Origin of the sequence: Marinactinospora thermotolerans DSM 45154, from assembly GCF_900167435.1 — a bacterium.
In the GTDB taxonomy this organism is placed as follows: domain Bacteria; phylum Actinomycetota; class Actinomycetes; order Streptosporangiales; family Streptosporangiaceae; genus Marinactinospora; species Marinactinospora thermotolerans.
Window position 1 is genome coordinate 3,938 of sequence record NZ_FUWS01000016.1, and the last position, 23,313, is coordinate 27,250.

Below are 23,313 nucleotides of genomic sequence, written 5' to 3' on the forward strand. Positions count from 1 at the left end.
GTGGCAGCCGCCCTCCGGGGCGGCTGAGGATCGCAACCACCAGCAGGGCCGCGCGCGACCCCGGAGAGGTCGTGGCAGCCGTCCTCCGGGACGGCTGAGGATCGCAACAGCCTCACCACGGGGGAGCGGTCGCCTGCGATCATGTGGCAGCCGTCCTCCGGGACGGCTGAGGATCGCAACCGCCGAGGCGTCGGGTACCCCGATGGCGGTGGTCGCCGTGGCAGTCGCCCTCCGGGGCGGCTGAGCGATCGCAACTACAACTGGTACTAGGGCCACCTGAGCGGGTGGACGAGGCAGCCGCTCTCTGGGGCGGTTGAGGAACGCAATCGGGCGCCTCGCGAACGCGGGCGTGAGTTGCCTTATCCTCGGAAAGCGGGTCCGAGGAGTCATTTGGAGGTCGTCCTCGGGCCCCGGAGAGGGTCCTAGAAGGGGTTAAATAAGGCCCCCTTCTAGGACCTATTCGCATTTCAGGGGAAAATCCTGAGCAGCGAGAGGACGGTCCTGGCTAGAGCTGACGCCAGCCTGACCAGCTTGAGTGTCCGAAGTAGGTAACTCATGAAATTTCCCTCTCTGTCCGAATCGTGCCCGCGGCGTCTGCGGGCCTTGCGGTGAGGAGCTTAGATCACCGCAAGGCCCTGTTGGGGGCAACGGGGTAATTCATTGACCCGCTACGCGCTAGAGCTTCCTAGAAGGAGGCGGCCTGTTAAGGTCGTTGGTGTGGGTGAGGCCCAAGGCGGTGCCGGCCTGTTCTGGGTTCATGCGGCGCCGAGGATCGTAAATAGGACGCTCTGCGTGTAGCGGGACAAAATGGGAAACTCTGGCCCGGTTGGGGCCAGAGTTGTTCCATATGTCGATCTTTTAGGCATTTCGCGGAAACTCCAGCGGTTGTCGGCGGGGTGGGCTACCGTTCCAGAGATTCCAGCTCAACGCGCTTAAAGCGGGAGGGGGACATGGAACTCTGGGGGCATAGCGCTGATGAGTGGGGGAGACGCCATCGGCTCGAAGATCACCTGCGTGGTACGCAGGAACGGGCACGGCGCCACGCGGAGGTGTTCGGCGCCGGCGAGCTGGCCGCCTACCTCGGGATCGTCCACGATGTCGGTAAAGGCGCCTGTTCCTGGCAAAACGGGCTGCTACGGGCCGAGGCGTCCGGCGGCCGAGTAGGGGTTCCGCACAAGCACGCCGGGACCTGGCTGGCCGATAAGGCCGGACTGGACGTGTTCAGTGGGGTGGTGTTCGGTCACCACGGCGGGCTGCCCTCCAAAGCCGGCTTGGAGGCCGCGCTGGACGAGGCCGACAACGAGCAGTCCTCGCTGGTCCAGGAGGCCATCGACCGGGTGGCCGCACGGGTACCCGAGATCCTTGACGGACCGGACTTTCCGGTCTGGCTTGAGGAAGCCGCGGCGCGGGATCCGCTGGTGGTCGAGGTGCTGGTGCGCATGGTCTTCAGTGCGGTGGTCGACGCCGACTTCCTCGACACCGAGGAGCACTTCGCCGCCGCGCCGCGCCGCGAGCATCCCGTGCGTGCCTGTGACCTGGCGGAGCGCTTCGAGGAAGGACTGCGAGCCAAGCTCGCCAGGCGGAAGCCCACACCGGTGGACGGGATCCGACGCCGGGTCTACGCCCAGGCGGTCGCCGCGGCCGAGGGGCCGCAGGGGTTCTACCGCCTCCCCGCCCCGACGGGCTCGGGCAAGACCTTCGCCGCGGCCGGATTCGCCCTGCACCACGCCCACCGCCACGGCCTGCGCCGGGTGATCGTGGCAGTGCCGTTCACCGCGATCACCGAGCAGAACGCCCAGGAGTACCGGGACCTGCTGGACCGGCAGGGGGAGGAGCCGGTCGTGCTGGAGCACCACAGCGGTGTGGACCTCGACGACGGCGACGACGCCCCCGAGCACCGGTGGGCCAAACTCGCCGCGGAGAACTGGGACGCCCCCTTCGTGGTCACCACCACCGTGCGGTTGTTCGAGTCGCTGTTCGACCGCCGCCCGGCGGCCACGCGCCGCCTGCACAACCTGGCCGGGTCGGTGATCGTGCTGGACGAGGTGCAGTCCCTCCCCGATGGGATGCTGGTGCCGATCCTCTCGATGCTGCGCACCCTGACCGAGCACTTCGGGGTGACGGTGCTGCTGGCCTCGGCAACCCAGCCCGCTTTCTTCGAACTCTCCCCGCTCAGGGATATCAGCGCTCGCGACATCATCACCGAGCCCGCGCCGCTGTACGCCGAGCTGTCCCGGGTGGACTACGAGTGGTGGTGCGACCCGGCGCCCAGCCTGCAGCAGGTCGCCGAGCGCGCCGCGCGATGTGCCTCGGTGCTGGTGGTGTGTAACACCACCGCCCAGGCCGGCGAGCTGCACCAGAAGATCCAGCGGGAGCGCGGAGCGGGCAAGGGGCCGGTACTGCACCTGTCCACCCGAATGGTCGCCCTCCACCGTAAAAAGACCATCGAGGAGATCGCCGGGCTCAATGCCGCGGGCGCCCCGGTGGCGGTCGTCTCGACCCAGCTGGTCGAGGCCGGGGTGGACCTGGACTTTCCAGAGGTGTTCCGTGCCTTCGCCACCGCCGAGGCGATGCAGCAGGCGGCCGGCCGCTGCAACCGCTCGGGGCACCTGGACAAGGGACGGGTGGTGGTCTTCGAGGTCGCCGGTGAGGACGGCCGCCTGCGCACCGGCGGGGAGTTCGTCTACGGGGCCGCGCTGGGGGCCACCCGCGCCTACTTCGGGCCGGGGCGGGCCCTGCCCGACGATCTGGAGGCCCTGAGCAGGTACTACCCCGTCCGGTTCACGGGCAAGGGCGTCGAAAAGCGCGGCGAGGAGATCCAAAAGGCCCGGACCGACTGTGACTTCCCCAAGACCGCCGCCCTGTTCCGGATGATCGAGGAGCACACCGTCCCCGTCGTCGTCCCCCATGCCGTCCCCGAGGCCGAATCGCGTGTCCGCCAGGTGATCGGCCTGCTGCGCCGGGGTGTGCCCGCGGGCGGGCTGTTGCGCGAACTGCGCCCCTACCTGGCCACCCTGCCCAAGGGGGCGGTGGGCAGGCAGGCCGCGGGCCTGCTCGCCCCGGTGGCGGGCGACCTGTGCGAGTGGCTGGGCGACTACGACCCCTTGCGCGGCATCGAACTCTCCGACAGTCAGGAGTATGTGCTTTGACCACCCCCAACAGGGGCGGACCCCCGCCGCTGGCGGTCGAGGTTACCGGCCCCTATGCCTGCTTCACCCGTCCCGAGCTCAAGACCGAGCGGTTCAGCTATCCGGTGATGACCCCCTCGGCCGCCAAAGGGCTGCTGGAGGCGATCTTCTGGAAACCGGAGTTCACCTACCTCATCGAGCGCATCGAGGTGCTTTCCCCCATCGCCTGGTTCTCGGTGCGCCGCAACGAGGTCGATGAGATCACCTCTACCGACTGGGTGCGCCGTGCCATGGCCGATCCCGCAGTGCGCTTCGACGCCGAGACCAAGCGCGACCAGCGCAACATGGTCGGCCTGCGTGACGTGGCCTACCGCGTCTTCGCCCACATCCGGTTGCGCGAGCACGCCGACGCCCCCCAGGCCAAGTACCGTGACCAGTTCCGCCGCCGCGTGGAGCGCGGCGCCTGCTTCTCCCAGCCCTTCCTGGGCACCCGCGAGTTCTCCGCCTCCTTCAGCGCACCCACCGCCCGCCGCCCCATCCAGGCCAGCGAGGACTTCGGGATGATGCTGCACAGCATCGATTACTCCGGGCCTCGCGAGACCTACCGGTGGTTCCACGCCCGCATGGACAACGGTGTGATGCAGGTGCCCGAGCAGGGGGCCGAGCTGCCCGGGGCCCCGACGGCGCGCACCGGTGGGCGGGGGTGAGCGGGGTGCTCCTCAAAGCCCTGGCCGATCACGCCCCCCACGTGGCGGGGCTGCCCCCGGCCGGCTACCGCCCCCGTGCTCTGCGCTGGCGCATCCTCATCGACGAGCAAGGGCGCCCGCTCAGCCGTGACGCCGAGGGCAGGCCGGCCCCGGACGATCTGGCCGACGCCGACAACCGCAACGGCATCCTCACCGACGCCCCCTACATCTACCGTGCAGGGACCAAACCGCCACCGATGCTGCTGGTGGACACCCTGGAGTTCGTCCTGGCCCGGCCCAAGACCGACACCGCCAAGGCCGCGGAGGAGGCCGTCCGCCGCAACGACGCCTACATCGAGCTGCTGCACCAGTGGGCCGCCACCGAGCCCGCCGACCCCACGGCCGCGGCCGTGCTGGCCTTCTTCACCAATGGGCACCATCTCGACATCACAGTGCCCGAACAGGCCAAACCCTCCGACACGGTGGCCCTGCAGGTCGCGGGGCAGCCGGGCTGGCCCCACCTGGGCCAGGCCGCCCAGGAGTGCTGGCGGCGCACCGTGACCCAGCGCAAAAGCGCCCGCGCCGGCCAGGGATACTGCCTGTCCTGCGGCCAGGAGGGCGTGCTGCTGGACACCCTGCCCGAACCCATCAAGGCCGGGGCGATCCCCACCGGCAATACCCGTGGCCGCGACGCCCAGCTGGTGTCGGTCAACAAGAGCGCCCAGGGGCGGGGCGGCCGCATCCAACTGACCGACATCCCGCTGTGCGAGCGGTGTGGCGCTGGGTCGGCCGCGGTGCTCAACGCGCTGCTGGCCGAGGAGAAACATCGCTATCGGACGGCTGACTCGGTCACGGTGTGGTGGCTGAAGGATCCGGTTCCCTTCTCTCCGCTGCGCACGCTGCGCGAGGCCCGCCCCGACCAGGTCGCTGCGGTCTTCACCGAGCTGGACCGGGCCCGCCACCCCCGGGCAGGCCGGCGGATCGACCCCAACAAGTTCTACGCGCTCACCCTGTCGGCCAACCAGAGCCGGGTGGTCGTGCGCGACTGGGTCGAGGTCCCCCTCGAACGGGCCTTGGCCAACATCGCGGCCTGGTTCGACGACCACCGGATCCAAGACCCGCGCTCCGCGGAGCCGGTGTGTGTTCCGCTGTGGCTGATGGCGCTGAGCCTGGGGCGTGGAACAGGCGAGGGAGACAGCTCCTGGCGCTACATCCACGGTAGCGAACCCGCATACGCCGAACGCGACCTGCTGGCCTGCGCCCTGCAAGGCCCCCGGCACCGTCCGCCCGACCGGCTGCTGCAGCGCCTCATCCAGCGCGTCCGCGCCGATGGCCGGGTGGACCTGGCCCGGGCGGCCTTGCTGAGGCTGCTGCTCATCCGACGCGACCCCGCCGAAAGGAACCGGCTGATGCCTCAGCTCAACCCCGACGACGATCGCCCCGCGGTGCTCTGCGGGCGGATCTTCGCCGTACTGGAGGACATCCAGTACTACGCCCTGCGCGACCCCCGCTCCAAGAAGGGACCCAACACCACCATCACCGACCGGTTCTTCAAACAGGCCGCCGTGGCGCCGCTGTCCCAGCTGGTGCGGCTGCGGACGAACGCCAACGGTCACCTCAAACGCCTGCGCCGCGAGGCCCCCGCAACCGCGGTGGCGCTCAGCGACCGGCTGCACGAGCTGTTCGGCCGTCTGCCCGAAGGCCCGCCGGCGACCTTGGACCTGCACGGTCAGGGCCTGTTCATCGTGGGCTACCACCAGCAGCGCGCCGCCACCCGCGCGGCCCAGCGAGCAAACCGCACCACCACCCCTGAGGAGAACAACACGTGAGCACGCCCAGCCCGTACCTGGACCCCGCCCGCAAGCACGACTTCGTCTTCTTCTTCGACGTGCGCGACGGCAACCCCAACGGCGATCCCGACGCCGGCGGCATGCCCCGCACCGACCCCGAGACCGGGCAGGGCCTGGTCACCGACGTGGCCATCAAACGCAAGATCCGCAACACCATCCCGCTGTTCAAACACGGCGAGCCCGGTTTCGACATCTACGTGGAGGCCGGGGTATCGCTGAACTCCCAGCACGAGCGTGCCTACGCCGCCCTGGGCCTCGAAGGCGACAAGAAGAACAAGAAGCAGACCGCGGTCAACCAGCCCCGCGCCCGGGACTGGATGTGCGAGACCTTCTTCGACGTGCGCATGTTCGGCGCGGTCATGAGCACCGGCGACAAACCCGCCGGGCGGGTCCAGGGCCCGATGCAGCTCACCTTCTCCCGGTCGTTGCACCGGGTGCTCGACCAGGAGCACGGCATCACCCGCGTCACCCAGACCAAGACCGAGGACACCGAGCAGGGCGAATCCACCGAGATGGGCACCAAGCACACCGTTCCCTACGGCCTCTACCAGGGATTCGGGCACTTCAGCGCCCCGCTGGCCCAGCGCACCGGTGTCACCACAGCCGACCTGGAGGCCTTCTGGCGGGCCATGACCATGATGTTCGAGCACGACCGGGCCGCCTCCCGCGGCGAGATGGCATTGCGCGGCCTCTACGTGTTCACCCACGACGACGCCTTCGGCCGCGCCCCGGCCCACACCCTGTTCGACCGTGTCCAGGCCCGCCTCACCGACCAGCCCCAGGGCGCGGACGAGCGGGCCCGGGTGGTGCGCTCCTTCGACGAGTACAAGATCACCGTCGACCAGGAGGGCCTGCCCGAAGGCATCACGCTGACGCCACTGGTGGACGGGTGAGCGCCACCCCCGGTCACCGGCCGCCCTGGCCGGTGACGCTGTCGGCGCTGGAGCACTACGCCTACTGCCCTCGCCAGGCCGGGCTCATCCTCCTGGAGGACGCCTTCACCGATGACGCCGCAACAGTGCGCGGGACCCTGGCCCATCGCAGGGTCCACGACCCCGGTCAGGAGTCCCGTCCCCGCGTGCGCACCCTGCGGGCGCTGCCCGTCTGGCACGACGAGCTGGGCCTGACCGGGGTGTGCGACGTGGTCGAGATCCACCCGGACGGCACCGTGCTGCCCGTCGAGCACAAATCCGGCGCCTACCGGCCCGGCGGGGCCGCCGACGTGCAGGTCGCCGCCCAGGCCATCTGCTTGGAGCAGCGCCTGAGCACCCGCATCGACACCGCCGCGATCTACGCGATGGCCGATCGCCGCCGCCACACCGTGGCCGTCGACGCCGCCATGCGCCAGAGGGTCGCGCGCATCACAGAACAGGTCCGCGAGGTGATCAAGAGCCAGGCCCTGCCGGCCCCGGCCGCCGATGCCCGCTGCCGGCGCTGCTCGATGAACACCGGGTGCATGCCCAAGGTCCTGGCCAAGCGCCCCCGGTTCGAAAAACTGCGGGGCGCGCTGTTCACACCGGCTCCCGAGACGGAATGGGATGACTGAACTCCTCAACACCCTGTACGTGCAGACGCCGGGCGCCTCGCTGCACCTGGACGGCGACGCGGTGCGGGTCGCGCTGCCTGAGGGCGGGCCCCGCCGCCCCCTGCCGCTGCTGCGCCTGGAGTCCATCGTGGTGATGGGCAACATCCAGGTCTCCTCCCAGCTGCTGGGACGCTGCGCCGATGACGGCCGTCCGGTGGTGTGGATGAGTCAGGGCGGGCGCTTCCGGTTCCGCACGGGCGGGCCCACCCGCGGCAACGTACTGCTGCGCCACGCCCAGCATCTCGCCCACGCTGACCCCGGTGTCCGGGTGGAGATCGCCCGGGCCTGCCTGGCCGGGAAGATTCAGAACTCCCGCCAGATCCTCCTCAAAGGCGCACGCGACTCCACCACACACAAGACCCGGTTGCGCGCGGCCGCCGAAGATCTGGCGGGGTCGCTGGAATCGGCGGGAAGAGCCGGGGACGTGGAAACCCTGATGGGGGTGGAGGGCAACGCGGCCCGCACCTACTTCGAGGCTTTCGCGCTGCTGGTGCGCCCCGAGACCGGGTTCGTGTTCCCCGGCCGTGTCAAGCGCCCGCCCACCGACCCGGTCAACGCCTTGCTGTCCTTCCTCTACGGGCTGGTGCGCTCGATGGTGCACGGCGCCTGCGAGCAGGTCGGCCTGGACCCCTATGTAGGGTTCCTGCACGGCATCCGCCCGGGCAAGCCGGCGCTGGCTCTGGACCTGATGGAGGAGTTCCGCTCGGTGTTGGCCGACCGGGCGGCGCTGACCCTGATCAACCGACGTCAGATCGACCCCGAGGATTTCGAGACCCTGCCAGGGGGAGCGGTCCAGCTCACCGAGGAGGGCCGCAAGACGGTGCTGGGGTACTGGCAGCAGCAACGCGCCAAGGAGTACAACCATCGGGTGCTGGGACGGCAGGTGCCCGCGGCGCTGCTGCCTTCGGTGCAGGCCCGTCTGATGGCCCGCCACCTGCGCAAGGACCTGCCCGGATACCTGCCCTGGACGGTGTGAATGGAACTGCTGGTCACCTACGACGTCTCCACCACCACCCCGGAGGGCGCCCAGCGGCTGCGGCGGGTGGCCAAACTGTGCGAGGGCTATGGGCTGCGGGTGCAGAAGTCGGTGTTCGAGGTGGTGTGCAGCGACGCGGATCTGGTGCGCTTGAACGACGCGCTGCACCGGATCATCGATGACACCGAGGACAGCATCCGCATCTACCGGATGAACCGAGGCTCGTTCAAGGCGGTAGAGGTATTGGGGGCGGCCCGCCGGCTGCCGCACGACGAGGCGCTGGTGCTGTAGTTGGGAACCTGGAGTGGACATGGATTCCCGGGGAGGTTCCCAAGCATGTTTGGTGGGTTTCCGGGTGTCGTGTCTGTTTCGGATCGGGTGCTCGACGCTGTTCAGCGGAACGTTTTCGCTGCTCGGGCGCCGTGGCAGCCGTCCTCCGGGACGGCTGAGGATCGCAACAGCGCGGCGAGGCGCCGCTCGCGTGCCACCTGGGGTGGCAGCCGTCCTCCGGGACGGCTGAGGATCGCAACTGGCTGATCCGTAAGAAGGTCCACTGGGTCGTCTCCGTGGCAGCCGTCCTCCGGGACGGCTGAGGATCGCAACCCGCAGAACGGCCACCTGTCCAGGGCGGGGGAGGAAGTGGCAGCCGTCCTCCGGGACGGCTGAGGATCGCAACATGACAGCTCCTTAAGAAGAAGGGAGCCCGCCCGAGGTGGCAGCCGTCCTCCGGGACGGCTGAGGATCGCAACCTTCCATCCCGCGGCGGTGTCGGCAGCGCGCCAGCAGTGGCAGCCGTCCTCCGGGACGGCTGAGGATCGCAACCCCCGCTCCTCCCTGATGTGGATCGGGTCCCGGGAGAGTGGCAGCCGTCCTCCGGGACGGCTGAGGATCGCAACTGCTTCCGCTGAGGTGGTGTTGGCGGTGGGTGGGGGGTGGCAGCCGTCCTCCGGGACGGCTGAGGATCGCAACCCCCGCTCCTCCCTGATGTGGATCGGGTCCCGGGAGAGTGGCAGCCGTCCTCCGGGACGGCTGAGGATCGCAACTGCTTCCGCTGAGGTGGTGTTGGCGGTGGGTGGGGGGTGGCAGCCGTCCTCCGGGACGGCTGAGGATCGCAACCTCAAGGGGAAGGTCCTCGGCCTCGGCCTCGGGGGCGTGGCAGCCGTCCTCCGGGACGGCTGAGGATCGCAACCCAGTCTGATCTCCGGGCCACCGTGTTCCAGGGGTGTGGCAGCCGTCCTCCGGGACGGCTGAGGATCGCAACATGGCCACGATCGGGAGGCCGTCTCGGACCGCGTCGTGGCAGTCGCCCTCCGGGGGGGCGTGGGGGATCGTGAGCACCGAACTTCTAATCCGGTGGTCGTGGGTTCGAGGTGGCAGCCGCCCCTCTGAAGTGGCTGGGGGCCGCGACGACCGCGTACAGCCTCGTCCCGGAGGCGTCTGGGAAAGGGGCGGCGCCCTGGGGGTGGATCCCGGGCGCCCGCGCGTCCGCCCGGGGTGAGGGGCGTGGTGGCTGCGGGGCGTCTCCGGAGCGGCACAGGGACACGCGGGGGACGAACACGGGGCCGGTGGGGACGAAACGGGTGTCGGGAACGGGGAACCCCAGGCCGGGGCCGCGCTGGAGTGAGGTTGACCTGGGGTTTCGGGGCGCACCCGGCAGGATTCGAACCTGCGACCATCGGATTAGAAGTCCGGTGCTCTATCCACTGAGCTACGGGTGCCTGATTCAATTGTGGACCGTCGGCGGGGGGCGTCGTGGACCTGGGTCCGGCGGTGTTCCCCGCTGCTTGGTGATGCTACGGCCGACAGGGGAGAGCCGGTCGGCTCTCTCATGTCCTCAAGGGGTCATCTTAGGGTATTCGGCAGATGTCACCCATGGCCGGGCGAAATAGTAACAACTACGGCCATTCGTAGTCGCGCCTCGTTAGCGTGTGGTATCCGCCAAAACGGTGGCTATCGGCTCGGGGAACACGTTACCGCTGATCAATGGTCGGCGCGGCGCAGGCCGTGGGTGTTTCGCCATCCCACGGGGGCGCGCGCGAGCACGGGACTTCTCCGGGCGGAGGGCCCTCCAGGAGGGAACGCGTGGGTCACCAGGTGAACCACTGGCCGCAGGTCAGCATGGCGATCCAGGTGAGCAGAACGATCATGAGGCCTCTCCCTAACGAGCCCGGCAGGGTGCGGGAGGGAAACGCGTGTGCCGATTTCGTACATGTGTGTTCACCGAAAGCGGATAGTGCTGGCTCGCCCTCGTGCCCGCCCGACCGGAGGGGGACGACCGGCGCACTACGGTTGAGCCCGTGAAGAACAGACGCCGGCGACGACGATCCGGTTCCAGCGCGCTCGGCCTGATCGGTGGCGTGGTGCTGGACCGGGTGCTTCCCGACCCCCGCCGCGGCCACCCGGTCGCCCTGTTCGGCGCCGCGGCCGCGGCCCTGGAGCGTCGCGTGTACGCCCCGAAGCGGGCCCGGGGCGCCGTCTTCGCGCTCCTGGCCGTCGCCCCGGCGGCCGCGCTCGGGGCGCTCGCCGAACACGGCGCCGGCCCTCGTCGCGAGGCCGCCGTCACCGCGGCCGCCACCTGGGCGGTCCTCGGAGGCAGCATGCTGCGGCGCGAGGCCGCCCTGATGGCCGACGCCCTGGAGGCCGGCGACCTCGACGCGGCCCGCCGGAGGCTGCCGCACCTGTGCGGACGCGACCCCGACGGGCTGGACGCCAAGGACCTGGCCAGGGCGACGGTCGAGTCCGTGGCGGAGAACACCTCCGACGCCGTCGTGGCGCCGCTCCTGTGGGGGGCCCTGCTCGGGGTGCCCGGACTGCTCGGCTACCGGGCGATCAACACGCTCGACGCGATGGTCGGGCACAGGTCGGAGCGGTACGAGCGCTTCGGATGGGCCGGCGCGCGCCTGGACGACGTCGCCAACTGGGCGCCGGCCCGGCTGACGGCGCTGCTCACGGCCGCCGCCGCCCCCGTGGTCGGTGGCGGAGTGGCGCGGGCCTGGCGGACCCGCCGGGCCTACGGCCACCGGCACCCCAGCCCGAACTCGGGCCAGTGCGAGGCCGCGTTCGCGGGCGCCCTGGGCCTGCGCCTGGGCGGGACGAACGTCTACGGGCAGCGGGTCGAGCACCGCCCGGAGCTGGGCGACGGCCGCCCTCCCGAGGTGGGCGACATCCGCCGGGCCATCCGGCTGGCCGGGGCCGTCGACACCGCGGCGGCGGTCACCGCGGCGCTCCTCGCCCTCGCCCTCTCCCGCCGCTTCGGGCGGGATCGCGGGTGAGATCGGGCGGGCGCGTCCCGCACTGATGTCCAGACCACCGGACATGCCGGGACCGCCCGGCTATATCGTGTTCTGGGCGTCCCGCCGGGCCGGTGGGACGATCCCACCACGCCCCTGACCCGCGAACGAGGAACGACGTGAACCGCGCCACCAACGACGGCGACGCCCCGGCGCTGCTGATCGCCGGAACGACCTCCGACGCGGGCAAGAGCGTCATCACCGCAGGGGTGTGCCGGTGGCTGGCGCGTCAGGGCGTCAAGGTCGCCCCGTTCAAGGCGCAGAACATGTCGCTGAACTCGGTGGTCACCCCCGACGGGGCCGAGATCGGCAGGGCGCAGGCCATGCAGGCCGCCGCCTGCGGAATCGAGCCGAGCGCGGCGATGAACCCGGTGCTGCTCAAGCCCGGAGGCAACCGCAGCAGCCAGGTCGTCGTCCGGGGAAGGCCGATCGGCGAGGCCGACGCGGTGAGCTACCAGGACTACAAGGAACGGTTGCGCGGGATCGCGGTGGAGGCGCTGGCGGAACTGCGCTCCTCCCACGACGTGGTGATCTGCGAGGGCGCCGGCAGCCCGGCCGAGATCAACCTGCGCGCCGGGGACATCGCCAACATGGGACTGGCCCGCGCCGCCGGCCTGCCCGTCCTCGTCGTGGGCGACATCGATCGGGGCGGGGTCTTCGCCGCGCTGCACGGGACGCTGGCGTTGCTGGAGCCGGAGGACCAGGCGCTGGTCGCCGGCTTCCTCATCAACAAGTTCCGCGGCGCGCCCGAGCTCCTGGAGCCCGGCCTGGACATGCTGCGCGGGCTCACCGGACGTCCGGTCATGGGGGTGCTGCCGTGGCTGGACGGACTGTGGCTCGACGTCGAGGACTCCCTGGGGCTCGGCGCCGACCGCGGCGCGCCACGTCCTCCGGTGGGCTCCCAGACGCTGCGCGTGGCGGTGGTCCGGCTTCCGCGCATCAGCAACTTCACCGACATCGACGCGCTGAGCGTCGAACCGGGGGTGGACGTCCGCTTCGTGACCGCGCCGCACGAGCTCGCGGACGCGGACCTGGTGATCCTCCCGGGCAGCCGGGCCACCGTGGCCGACCTGTCCTGGCTGCGCGAGCGCGGATTGGCCGACGTGATCGCGCGCCGTGCCGCGCAGGGCCGCCCCGTCCTGGGGATCTGCGGCGGCTACCAGATGCTGGCACGCGCCATTCACGACGATGTGGAGTCGGGAGCGGGAGAGGTGGCGGGCCTGGGCCTGCTGCCGGCCCGCGTGGTGTTCGCGGCGGACAAGACCCTGGGCCGCCCCGTGGGCGCCGCCTACGGCGAACGGGTGAGCGCCTATGAGATCCACCACGGGGTGATCTCCGTCGACCATGAGACGGAGGCGGAGCCGTTCCTCGACGGGTGCCGCCTGGGAGCGGTGTGGGGGACGACCTGGCACGGGGCCCTGGAGAACGACGGCTTCCGGCGTGCCTTCCTCGCCGATGTCGCCGGGCGGGCCGGCCGGGCCTTCGTCTGCGCGCCGGACACCGACTTCGCCGCGGAGCGCGCGGCGAGGTTGGACGCGCTCGGCGATCTGGTCGAGCAGAACGTCGACACGGACGCCCTGTGGCGGTTGATCGAGACGGGGGCGCCGGCGGGACTGCCCGTTGTGCCTCCCGCGGGGCCGCGCTGGGGGGCGTGAGGGGCGGGGCGCACGGGACCGGAGAAAACGCTGGCGTTTTCGTGACCGTGGGATTACAGTTGGTGATCGTAAGCGGTCAGTGTGAGAATCGCGTGGGCACCCGCCTGCTGTGGTGGGCGTGGTGTGTACGAGGACGATGTGGATCTCCCCACGGAACGAGACAACCGCCTAAGCCGCCTCCGGTTTCCGCCGGCGGCGAAGCACTCTTCCCAATGGAGGCTTTAGGTGAGCACCGTCATGTCCGCGGAGTCGTCCCCTCTCACGGGCGAGGTGGCGTCCGGTCACCGCGTCACCCTGTTCCTCGACCCCGTGACCCGGGCCGAGGTCGAAAAGGCCGTGGGCGAGGGGGACATCTCCTCCCACCTGGCCGCCCTTGTCGGTCGCTACGTCCGTTGGAACGAGACCAGGGAGTGGCTGAGCGCGCTCGAGAGCGCCTACGGAAAGCTTCCGCCTGAGGCGCTGGAACGGCTCTATCGTCAGATGCTGGGTCTTCCGCGGTCTGCCGGATCCGAGGGCAGGTCACTGACCATCACGCTGGACGCCGAGGAGTTCGCGGCGCTGGACGCCCAGGCGGGAGACCGTCCCATGGCGTCCTACGCGCGTGAGGTCCTCTTGGACCACATCACCGGATCGGCCGGGCAGGATGGTGGCACCGGCCCATCCGATGATTCCGGAAGGGGCGCGGTGGCCGGCTAGGTCGCCTGCCGGTTCTCCGCCCGCGGAGAACCAGGAGGTGGCCACCGGTTCGGCGCTCCGGGTGTGGCTGCGGGAGCCGATTCCCCTCGTCGGCTCCCGCGGTCACCCAACGTCCGCCCAGCGGGTCAGTCGGCGGAGAGGAGGGCGTCTCCCTCCCGGATGAACCCTTCCTGCACCATCCAGTCACGGGCCACGTAGACGGGTTCCTGGCCTTCCTCGTCGACCCGGGCGTTGAGCCGGGTGATCGTCTCGTTGTCGAGTTTCTCGGCGATCGGCGCGAAGATCTCTTCCAGTTGCGGGTACTTCGCGGCGAACTCCTCCTTCACCGTGATCGCGGGGTTGTAGATCGGGAACGCCTTCCGGTCGTCCTCCAGCATCTCCAGGCCGAGCACGTCGATCCTGCCGTCGGTGGAGTAGGCCGAACCGAGTGTGCACGCACCGTCGCTGACCGCCGGGTAGACGACCCCGGCCGACATCACCTCGGCACTGCTCGGGAACTCCTCCTCGGGCAGGTCGTAGTCACGACGCAGCGCGGTCAGTCCGTCATCACGGTTGAAGAACTCGGTGTCCATGCACAGGGAGCGTTCCTCCTGCGGAATGTTGGCGATGTCGGAGATCCCCGACAGGTCGTACTTCTGCGCGGTCTCCGGGGTCACCACGATCGCGTAGGTGTTGTTCATCGGTGCTGGAGGATCGAACCAGACCATGCCGTTCTCACGCCGGTCCAGGTCGCGAATACGCTCGAACTGCTCACGGGAGTCCGGGATCACCTCGTCCTGTCCCTCATAGACCAGCCAGGCGGTGCCGGTGTACTCCCACATCAGGTCGTTCTCGCCGATCAGCATGGACCGCCGGGCGTTGTCGCTGCCCTGGATGTTGGTCTGGTCGATCACCTCGAAGCCCGCGGCGTCCAGCGCGAGAACGGCGATCTTGCCCAGGATGAGCTGTTCGGTGAGTTCCTTGGAGGTCACCCGGACCTCCTCGCCCTCCAGCTCGGGGTGGTGGGGGATCGATCCCGGCTCGATCGGGGGGATGTATCCCGAAGCCGATTGCAGGCCGCAGCCCGAGGTCACGAGCGCCAGGCTCAGGCCCGCGGCGACGGCGGAACGAAGACGAACCGACATCACAGTCCCTTCGGTTGCGCGAGCTTGGTCACGACCCCGGCGGCCCAGTCGACCAGCAACGCCAGGAGCGCGATGAGGATCGAGCCGACGACCAGCACGAGCGTCCGGCTGGTGTTGACACCCGACACCACCAGCTCGCCGAGCCCTCCGGCGCTGATGAAGGCGGCCAGACCGGCGACGCCCACGTTGAGCACGAGGGTGGTGCGGATCCCGGCGAGGATCACCGGCGCGGCGAGCGGCAGTTCGACCTTGACCAGCACACGCCAGGCGGGCATGCCGATTCCCCGCGCGGCGTCGATGAGCGCCGGATCCACCTGCCGTAGGCCCACCATGGTGTTCCGCAGGGCGGGCAGCACGCTGTAGATGACCAGCGCGGTGATCGCCGGCCAGAACCCGACCCCGACGCCGATGGCCAGGAGGACGATCACCCCTACGGGGGGCGCCGCCTGGCCCACGTTGGCGATGGCCAGGACCAGGGGCGTCGACCAGCGCATCCACCGTCGGCTCACCAGGATGCCCAGGGGCAGGGCGATGGCGAGCACCAGGGCGGTCGAGACCGTGGTGATGGCCACGTGCTCCCAGGTCTTGGTCCAGATGTAGTCGAGCGCCAGCGACCGCGCCTCGGTGGAGTCCAGGTCGGCGTTTCGCACGTAGACGATGGTGAGGAGGCCGAGGAGAACGATGGAGACGGGAGTGAGCAGGATCCGCAGTCCGGCGCCGAGCGGTGCCGACGCCTCCTGGGCCGCTGAGCGGCTCTGCTCGGCGGAGGTGACGCTCATGCCGTATCACCGCCGTCGCGCCCTGTGGCGTCGGGGACCACCGCGGCGGGTGCCGGCTCGGCCGCCACCGAGACCGCCGACTGTCCGGCCGCGACACGTTCGCGACGCAACCGCCGCTCCCGTTCCTTGATCTCGGCGATCGCCTGCTGGACGGTCGCCAACGTCACCACGCCGGTGTAGTGGCGGCGCTTGCCGACGACCGGGACGAGTTCCTGTTCGGCGTTGAGCAGCGCCTCGACCGCCTCCTGGAGTGTCGAGCGGCCGGAGATGACAGTGTCGATCCGGTCCTCCTCACCTCCGGGAAGTTCGCCGACCGGTCCGCTCGCGCCTTCCAGGGCCGCCGCGCTCACCCAGCGCAGGGGGCGCTGGCGTTCGTCCAACACGATCGCGCAGTCACCGCCCTCCTCGGCCATCCGCCGGCGGAGGTCGGCGGCGTCGTCGGTGGCGCGGGCCCGTACGGCCTGTTCCAGCGCGACGTCGGAGACCCGGGTCAGTTTCAGCAGCCTCATCGACGACTCCCCGCCGATGAACTGCTCGACGTAGGATCCCGCGGGGTTGGTCAGGATCTCCTCGGCCGTCGCGTACTGCACGATGCGCGACCCCTTGTCGAGGATCGCGATGCGGTCGCCGAGCTTCAACGCCTCGTCGACATCGTGTGTCACGAACACGATGGTCTTGGACAGCTCCTCCTGGAGGCGCAGGAGTTCGTCTTGGAGGCTTTCCCTGGTGATCGGGTCGAGGGCGCCGAACGGCTCGTCCATGAGGAGCACCGGCGGATCGGCGGCGAGCGCGCGGGCCACCCCCACACGTTGCTGCTGACCGCCCGACAGCTGCCGGGGGTAACGGTCGCGGTACTGGACGGGGTCCAGGCCGACGAGTTCCAGGAGCTCGTCGACCCGTGCCCGGATGCGCTGACGGTCCCAGCCCAGCATCTGGGGGACCTGCGCGATGTTCGCGGCGACGGTCATGTGCGGGAAGAGACCGGCCTGTTGGATGACGTAGCCGATATGGCGCCGCAACTCGTCGGGTTTCTGCGCGCGGGCGTCCAGCCCGCCGATCAGGATGCGCCCGGACGTCGGTTCGATCAGCCGGTTGATCATGCGCATGGTGGTGGTCTTGCCGCAGCCGGACGGGCCGAGGAAGACGACGATCTCCCCGGCGGGGATCGTCATGGTCAGATCGTCCACCGCGGCGTCGGGGGAGCCCCCGTAGCGTTTGGAGACGGAGATGAGCTCGATGGGGACCCCGCGGGCACCGCCGTTCTCGGAGACGAGCTCGGCCAGGGACGGGGATGGGGTGGTCTCAGGCATGGGTGCGGATTCCTCGCGAGGTGGTGAGCTTGCCGATGAGGACGAAGACGGCGTCGAAGAGCAGCGCCAGGAGGACGATGCCCACGGTCCCCACGAGCGTGGCGTTGAGCGCGTTCGCCGCCCCCAGGCGGGCCAGTCCGGAGAAGATCTGCTCACCCAGGCCGGGACCCGACACGAACGCGGCGATCGCGCCGATCCCCATGGCGAGCTGGGTGGAGACACGCAGCCCGGTCAGGATCACCGGCCAGGCCAGCGGCAGGCGGACGCGCACCAGGACCCGGGTCCTGCTCATGCCGATCCCGCGGGCGGCGTCCACCAGGGCGGGATCGACACCGTTGAGTCCGACGATCGTGTTGCGCAGGATCGGCAACAGCGCGTAGAGCACGATGGCGATGACGCTGGGGGCGACTCCCAGGCCGAAGGGGCCGATGAGAAGGCCCAGCATGGCCAGCGACGGGATGGTGAAGACGACGCTGGTCGCCCCGGTGGCGATGGCCGCGACGCGTTCGTTGCGGTGGACGACGACGCCCAGGCCGACACCGACCACCGCCGCGACCAGGACGCACTGGGCGATCATGCTCGCGTGCTGAAGGGCCTGGAAGGCCAGCATGTCGGAACGGCCGGCGATGTACTCCCAGAGGGTCACTGTAGGGCCGCCTCCCGGGACCGGGAGGGGACAAGGACAAGGGGTTCGATCATGGGCCGCTTCTTAGCCAGCCATGCGGAGACTACTCACCTATCGGGCCATGGTGACTATTCCGTTGCCGTGCGCATGCGAAAGCGTGACCTGGGAGGCGGGGTCGACATGCGGCCCGGAACGGGTGCGCGGGCCCCGTTCCCCGCCGCGGACCGCGGGGCGTCACGCCGACCGCGCGAGCGTCCGAACGTAGTCGAACCATCCCGGATCGCGCCCCGGGCCGGGGCACGCCTGGCCGTTGTGGACGGTCACCATCGTGCTTCCGCCGACCGCCCGCTCCTCGACCAGCAGCAGGAACAGGATGAAGAAGCACGCGAGGAAGCCCCCAATGATCGCGAGCACCAGCGCCCACGTGGCCGTCCTCTCCTCCTGGCCGCTCATGTCGTCGCCGGACCAGATGCCGCTACGCAGGGGGGAGGGAGCCGGAAGGAGTGAGCACCTCCGTCAAGGTCACCGTGATGTCCCCGATACCGCCACGGGCCGGTGCGGAGCGTGGAACGCGAGCTCGCCGTAATGCCGTGCGGCCTCGTCGTAGGAGGCGGCATGGTGGCCGGCAGAGCCGAGGGGAGCCGCCGGGGTGGCGGGGAGGCTCACGCTCGGCGATCCTCGCGAATCCGCGGAGGCGACGCCGATGTTCCCGGACATCGATCCGGACACGCCCCCACCGCCCCCCTCTGCCATGATGAGGCGACGACGCGAAGGAACACGGTGCGAATCCGTGGCTGTCCCGCAACTGTGAGGGGGAGCCGCCCCGAGACGACGCCACTGCCGCGACACGGTGGGAAGGCGGGGGCCGGTGCCCGAACCCGAGCCAGGAGACTTCGCGACGTCACGCACGAGTTTCCGTCAAGGGGCGAGGACCCCGACAGGAAGAAGGACCCGCGTGGCAACCATCCTGCTGCTCTCCACCGCCGACACCGAACTGCTCGCCGCCCGCGCCGCCGACTGCGGATACCGGACCGCCAACCCCGCTCGGACCGCCCCCGCGGAGCTGCCCGCGCTGCTGGAGGGAGCCGACATCGCCGTGGTGCGCCTGCTGGGGGGCCGCGAGGCGTGGGCGGAGGGCCTGGAGGTCCTCCGTTCCTCGGGTGTCCCGGTCGTCGCCCTTGGCGGCGAGGCCGCTCCCGACGCCGAGATGATCCGGCTCTCCACCGTCCCGGTCGGCGTGGCCACCGACGCCCACGGCTATCTGCGGGAGGGCGGGGTCGGCAACCTCCGTGAGCTCGCCCGTTTCCTCTCCGACACCGTCCTGCTCACCGGCGAGGGCTTCGAACCGCCGCAGCGCATGCCCGAGTTCGGTGTCCACGGCGACCGGGAGCAACGCGACGACCGGCCCACCGTGGCCGTCGTCTTCTACCGCGCGCACGAGCTGTCGGGCAACACCGCCTTCGTCGACGTCCTGTGCGACGCGGTCGAGGCCGCGGGGGCCAACGCGCTTCCGGTGTTCTCGGGGTCGTTGCGGGGACTGTCCCGGACGACCACCCCCGGGCTCTTCGACCTGCTCGCCCGCGCGGACGCGATCGTGACGACCGTGCTCGCCGCGGGCGGGGCGGTGGCCGCCGACGCCTCCGGGGGCGGGGACGAGGACGCCTGGGACGCGGGCGCGCTCGCGGAGCTGGACGTGCCCGTCCTCCAAGGGCTGGTCCTCACCTCCAGCCGTGACTCCTGGCAGGGGTCCGACGCCGCGCTCACCCCCATGGACGCCGGCATGCAGGTGGCCATCCCCGAGTTCGACGGCCGGCTGATCACGGTTCCGTTCTCGTTCAAGGAGGCCGATCCCGCCAGCGGAATCCCGGTCTACGTCGCCGACCCCGAGCGGTGCGCGCGGGTGGCGGGGATCGCGGTGCGCCACGCCCGGCTGCGGTCGGTCCCCCACGGGGAGCGGCGCCTGGCGGTGGTCCTGTCGTCCTATCCGACCAAGCACTCCCGCGTGGGCAACGCGGTCGGACTGGACACCCCGGCCTCGGCGGTGCGGTTGCTGCGCGAGCTCGCCGCCCAGGGGTACGACCTCGGCACGGACGATGCGCTGTGGCGTCGCCCCGCACCCGAGGAGGGGCGCCGCGAGGACGACGGGGACCCCCTCATCCACGCGCTGATCGCCGCGGGCGGTCACGACGTGGAGTGGTTGACCGAGGAACAGCTCGCCGGCGCGACGGCCCGGGTCCCCCTGGAGGACTACCGCCGCTGGTTCGACGCGCTGCCCGTCGAGCTGCGTGAGCGTATCCGCCAGCACTGGGGGGAGCCCCCGGGCGAGCTCTACGTCGACGACTCCTCCGGACGGCCCGAGATCGTGCTGGCCTCGCTGCGTTTCGGCAACGTCGTACTGATGATCCAGCCGCCGCGCGGGTTCGGGGAGAACCCGATCGCGATCTACCACGATCCCGACCTTCCGCCGTCGCACCACTACCTGGCCGCCTACCGGTGGCTCGAGACCCCGCGCGACGCCGGCGGGTTCGGCGCCGACGCGGTGGTCCATCTCGGCAAGCACGGAACCTTGGAGTGGCTGCCGGGCAAGGGGCTGGGGCTGGCCGCGGAGGACGCGCCCGACGCCGTTCTCGGCGATCTTCCGCTGGTCTACCCGTTCATCGTCAACGACCCGGGAGAGGGCACCCAGGCCAAGCGGCGCGGCCACGCCACGGTCGTCGACCACCTCGTCCCGCCCATGGCGCGTGCCGACACCTACGGCGACATCGCCCGACTGGAGCAGCTGCTCGACGAGTACGCCCTGGTCGGTGACCTGGACCCGGACAAGGCGCCCACGTTGCGGGCGCAGATCTGGACGCTGATCAAGGCCGCCGAACTCCACCATGACCTGCACACCGAGGAGATGCCGGCCGAGGACGAGTTCGACGACTTCGTCATGCACGTCGACGGTTACCTGTGCGAGATCAAGGACGTGCAGATCCGCGACGGATTGCACGTCCTCGGTGAGGCGCCCCAGGGGGAGGCGCGGGTCAACCTCGTCATGGCGGTGTTGCGGGCCTCGCAGGTGTGGGCCAACCAGATGGGGGCCCTGCCGGGGCTGCGCGCGGTGCTCGCCGCCGAGTTCGGGTTGGCGGAGAAGGCGCTGCTCGCCGAGCCGGGGGCGGCGGTCACCGTCCCCGAGGCGCTGACCTCCCTGGTCGAGGGGCCGGCCCGCACCGGCTCCGACGCGATCGATCTCATCGACACGTTGGCCCGGCGCATGGTCGAGCGGATGGAGGAGATCGGGTGGGCGGCCGGCAAGACCGACGCCGTGGTCGGCGAGACGCTGGGGCGGCCCCTGCCCGAGGCGAGCCGGGTGCTGGCGTTCGCGGCCGAGGAGGTCGTGCCCCGGCTCGCCGCCACACGCGACGAGATCGGCGCGGTCCTGCACGCCCTCGACGGAGGACACGTGCCCGCCGGGCCTTCGGGGTCGCCCACGCGCGGTCTGGTCAACGTGCTCCCCACCGGCCGCAACTTCTACTCGGTGGACCCCAAGGCCATTCCCTCGCGCAACTCCTGGGAGGTCGGTCGCGCGCTCGCCGACTCACTGATCCAGCGCCATCTCGACGACACCGGCACCTATCCCGACTCGGTCGGTCTGACCGTGTGGGGCACCGCGGCGATGCGGACCCAGGGGGACGACATCGCCGAGGTGATGTGGCTGCTGGGGGTGGAGCCCACCTGGGACGACGCCTCACGCCGGGTCACCGGGTTCGAGGTGGTGCCCCTTGAGGAGCTCGGCCGGCCGCGCATCGACGTCACGCTGCGGATCTCCGGGTTCTTCCGTGACGCCTTCCCCCACGTCATCGGGATGATCGACGACGCGATCAGAACGGTCGCCGAGCTGGAGGAGCCGCCGGAGGACAACCGGCCGCGCGCCCACGCGCTCGCCGACCACGCCGAGCACGGCGACTGGCGTCGCGCCACGACGCGGATCTTCGGCTCCAAGCCGGGCGCCTACGGGGCGGGACTCCTTCCGTTGATCGACGCCCGTAACTGGCGTGACGACGCCGATCTGGCCGAGGTGTACGCGGTGTGGGGCGGTTACGCCTACGGGCGGGGGCTGGACGGGCGGGAGGCGCGCGCGGACATGGAGGCCTCCTTCCGGCGGATCTCGGTGGCGGCGAAGAACCAGGACACCCGCGAGCACGACATCGTCGACTCCGACGACTACTTCCAGTACCACGGCGGCATGGTCGCGATGGTCCGCAGGCTGACGGGGACGAACCCGGCCGCCTACGTGGGGGATTCGGCGCTCCCCGACCAGGTCCGCACGCGCACCCTGGGGGAGGAGACCCGGCGGGTGTTCCGCGCGCGGGTGGTCAACCCCCGCTGGGTCGAGGCGATGCGCCGGCACGGGTACAAAGGGGCGTTCGAACTGGCCGCGACGGTGGACTACCTGTTCGGCTACGACGCGACGGCCGGGGTCGTCGACGACTGGATGTACGAGAGCCTGGCGAAGACCTACGTCTTCGACCCGGTCAACCGGGAGTTCCTGGAACGCTCGAACCCGTGGGCGCTGCGGGGCATGACCGAACGTCTCCTGGAGGCGGCCGAGCGCAGGTTGTGGGAGCGGCCGGACGAGGCGACCCTGGAGCGTCTTCGCGAGATCTACCTGCGGATCGAGGGCGACCTGGAGGACGGCGCGTAGTCGCCGGCGTCGCGCGGAAGGGGCGCGCCGTCTCGTGCCGGCCGGGAGGGCGCGCCCCTTGCGGCCGGCCGCCGCGTCGGGGTCGGCGCGCTCCCGGGAGCCGCCGGCCGTGGGGTCCGCCTCGCCCGCTCTTCGGGGACGGCCGGCCTGTCGAGGGCCGGCCACATCGGCCCCGGCGCGTGCGGTGCTCCGTCCGCGATGGCCGTCCCGGCAGGGCGATGCCGTTCGGTGGGACATGGTCGGCCGGCCAGGAGCCGGTGGACCACACGGCGCTGTACCGGCGGCAGGGCGTCCGCTTTCGGTGTCGGGGTGGGGCGGCAGGAGGTCGGAGAGGTCGCGTAGGACCGCGGTGGGCCGGGAACGGGCCGTGCGGGAACCGTCCCCGCAGGGTTGTGTGCTCCTCGACCGCGTGGAGCGGGCGCGCCACCCTCGGGTGGTCGTGTTCCAGATCGTCGGCCTGGGGCCACGGCGCGTCGGGCGGGGGAGCGGGCGGTGTCCGGTGGTGGCCGCCCACCATGTGGCGGCAGCGCGGGCGGTCCACGCGCGGTCACCACGGGGCGCCGGCGACGACACGGTCGGCGGGTCCGCGCACGACGGTCAGGGCCGCGGAGCTACCGAGTGGACCCACGGCGGTCCCCGGGCGAGGGCCGTGCCCGCGCGAGGTCGGCGGGTGGACCGGGGCCGTCGGCGGCCTGCCTCCTCTCGTGGCCTGGGGCGGAAAGAACGCCCATTTCCATGCTTATGCAGTTATTTTTTCCTGATTTCCGGTCCCCGGGGGCGGCACCGCCTTGTGGTAGGGGCCTTCGTGGCCGGAAACGGTCCCGCCTCTTGCGGGAGCGGCGGAGATGTGCGTCGCGACGTCCTCGGGCGCCGTCACCGCTGGTGGCGCGGGTGGCCGGTCCGCTCCGGCGGATCGGTGGCC

Annotated in this window: 16 protein-coding genes, 1 tRNA gene, 1 CRISPR repeat array and 1 riboswitch; of the genes, 11 read left to right on the plus strand and 6 right to left on the minus strand. The window is 70.7% G+C overall.

From position 1 onward, the window contains the following. Positions 1-950 precede the first annotated feature (950 nt). Genes B5D66_RS22575 through cas2 form a run of 7 tightly spaced genes read left to right on the plus strand, consistent with a single transcriptional unit; the run spans position 951 to position 8,516 of the window. On the plus strand, positions 951-3,149 hold the full coding sequence (locus tag B5D66_RS22575) for a CRISPR-associated helicase/endonuclease Cas3 (RefSeq protein ID WP_078763824.1): 2,199 nt from the start codon (positions 951-953) through the stop codon (positions 3,147-3,149). Next, positions 3,146-3,835, plus strand: coding sequence for a type I-C CRISPR-associated protein Cas5c (gene cas5c / locus B5D66_RS22580; RefSeq protein ID WP_235001172.1), 690 nt, complete (start codon positions 3,146-3,148; stop codon positions 3,833-3,835). The genes B5D66_RS22575 and cas5c overlap by 4 nt, the downstream gene beginning before the upstream one ends. After that, complete coding sequence (gene cas8c, locus B5D66_RS22585) at positions 3,832-5,643, plus strand: type I-C CRISPR-associated protein Cas8c/Csd1 (protein WP_159457304.1); 1,812 nt, start codon at positions 3,832-3,834, stop codon at positions 5,641-5,643. Before cas5c ends, cas8c begins: the two co-directional genes overlap by 4 nt. Beyond that, the gene (gene cas7c / locus B5D66_RS22590) at positions 5,640-6,557 is read left to right on the plus strand and encodes a type I-C CRISPR-associated protein Cas7/Csd2 (RefSeq protein ID WP_078763826.1); all 918 of its coding nucleotides are present in this window, start codon (positions 5,640-5,642) and stop codon (positions 6,555-6,557) included. Before cas8c ends, cas7c begins: the two co-directional genes overlap by 4 nt. Further along, entirely contained in the window at positions 6,554-7,210 is a 657-nt protein-coding gene (gene cas4, locus B5D66_RS22595; protein WP_078763827.1) for a CRISPR-associated protein Cas4, read from the plus strand. Before cas7c ends, cas4 begins: the two co-directional genes overlap by 4 nt. Further along, entirely contained in the window at positions 7,203-8,225 is a 1,023-nt protein-coding gene (cas1c, locus tag B5D66_RS22600) for a type I-C CRISPR-associated endonuclease Cas1c (protein WP_078763828.1), read from the plus strand. The genes cas4 and cas1c overlap by 8 nt, the downstream gene beginning before the upstream one ends. After that, positions 8,226-8,516, plus strand: coding sequence for a CRISPR-associated endonuclease Cas2 (cas2, locus tag B5D66_RS22605; RefSeq protein ID WP_078763829.1), 291 nt, complete (start codon positions 8,226-8,228; stop codon positions 8,514-8,516). Between the two features lie 131 nt (positions 8,517-8,647). Further along, positions 8,648-9,486: a CRISPR direct-repeat array (repeat unit 37 nt; unit sequence GTGGCAGCCGTCCTCCGGGACGGCTGAGGATCGCAAC). 384 nt (positions 9,487-9,870) lie between these two features. Here the strand turns inward: cas2 and B5D66_RS22610 are convergent. Then, positions 9,871-9,943, minus strand: a tRNA-Arg gene (locus B5D66_RS22610). A 579-nt stretch (positions 9,944-10,522) separates the two neighbouring features. On the opposite strand from B5D66_RS22610, the gene B5D66_RS22615 reads away from it, so the two are divergent. From B5D66_RS22615 to B5D66_RS22625, 3 genes are all read left to right on the plus strand, one after another. Then, complete coding sequence (locus tag B5D66_RS22615) at positions 10,523-11,497, plus strand: cobalamin biosynthesis protein (RefSeq protein WP_078763830.1); 975 nt, start codon at positions 10,523-10,525, stop codon at positions 11,495-11,497. A 137-nt stretch (positions 11,498-11,634) separates the two neighbouring features. Continuing rightward, positions 11,635-13,170, plus strand: a complete 1,536-nt coding sequence (locus tag B5D66_RS22620) for a cobyric acid synthase (RefSeq protein ID WP_078763831.1) — start codon at positions 11,635-11,637, stop codon at positions 13,168-13,170. A 225-nt stretch (positions 13,171-13,395) separates the two neighbouring features. Further along, positions 13,396-13,866, plus strand: a complete 471-nt coding sequence (locus tag B5D66_RS22625) for a hypothetical protein (RefSeq protein WP_078763832.1) — start codon at positions 13,396-13,398, stop codon at positions 13,864-13,866. 125 nt (positions 13,867-13,991) lie between these two features. On the opposite strand, the gene B5D66_RS22630 is transcribed toward B5D66_RS22625, so the two are convergent. The 5 genes from B5D66_RS22630 to B5D66_RS22650 all read right to left on the minus strand — a co-directional run bounded on the left by B5D66_RS22630 (position 13,992) and on the right by B5D66_RS22650 (position 18,157). Beyond that, positions 13,992-14,990 (minus strand): glycine betaine ABC transporter substrate-binding protein, encoded by a 999-nt coding sequence (locus tag B5D66_RS22630; RefSeq protein WP_078763833.1) that lies wholly within the window; start codon positions 14,988-14,990, stop codon positions 13,992-13,994. Next, positions 14,990-15,769 carry an ABC transporter permease gene (locus B5D66_RS22635; RefSeq protein ID WP_078763834.1) on the minus strand — a complete coding sequence of 260 codons (780 nt, stop codon included), beginning with the start codon at positions 15,767-15,769 and terminating at the stop codon, positions 14,990-14,992. Before B5D66_RS22635 ends, B5D66_RS22630 begins: the two co-directional genes overlap by 1 nt. After that, on the minus strand, positions 15,766-17,079 hold the full coding sequence (locus B5D66_RS22640; RefSeq protein WP_078763835.1) for an ABC transporter ATP-binding protein: 1,314 nt from the start codon (positions 17,077-17,079) through the stop codon (positions 15,766-15,768). The genes B5D66_RS22635 and B5D66_RS22640 overlap by 4 nt, the downstream gene beginning before the upstream one ends. Beyond that, on the minus strand, positions 17,072-17,725 hold the full coding sequence (locus tag B5D66_RS22645; RefSeq protein ID WP_200813761.1) for an ABC transporter permease: 654 nt from the start codon (positions 17,723-17,725) through the stop codon (positions 17,072-17,074). The genes B5D66_RS22640 and B5D66_RS22645 overlap by 8 nt, the downstream gene beginning before the upstream one ends. 213 nt (positions 17,726-17,938) lie before the next feature. Then, a complete protein-coding gene (locus tag B5D66_RS22650) occupies positions 17,939-18,157 on the minus strand; it encodes a hypothetical protein (protein ID WP_078763836.1) in 219 nt (72 codons plus the stop codon). Between the two features lie 317 nt (positions 18,158-18,474). After that, positions 18,475-18,598, plus strand: a riboswitch (cobalamin riboswitch). Positions 18,599-18,659: 61 nt separating this feature from the next. Here B5D66_RS22650 and cobN point away from each other — a divergent pair. Continuing rightward, on the plus strand, positions 18,660-22,391 hold the full coding sequence (gene cobN / locus B5D66_RS22655; RefSeq protein WP_078763837.1) for a cobaltochelatase subunit CobN: 3,732 nt from the start codon (positions 18,660-18,662) through the stop codon (positions 22,389-22,391). Positions 22,392-23,313 lie beyond the last annotated feature (922 nt).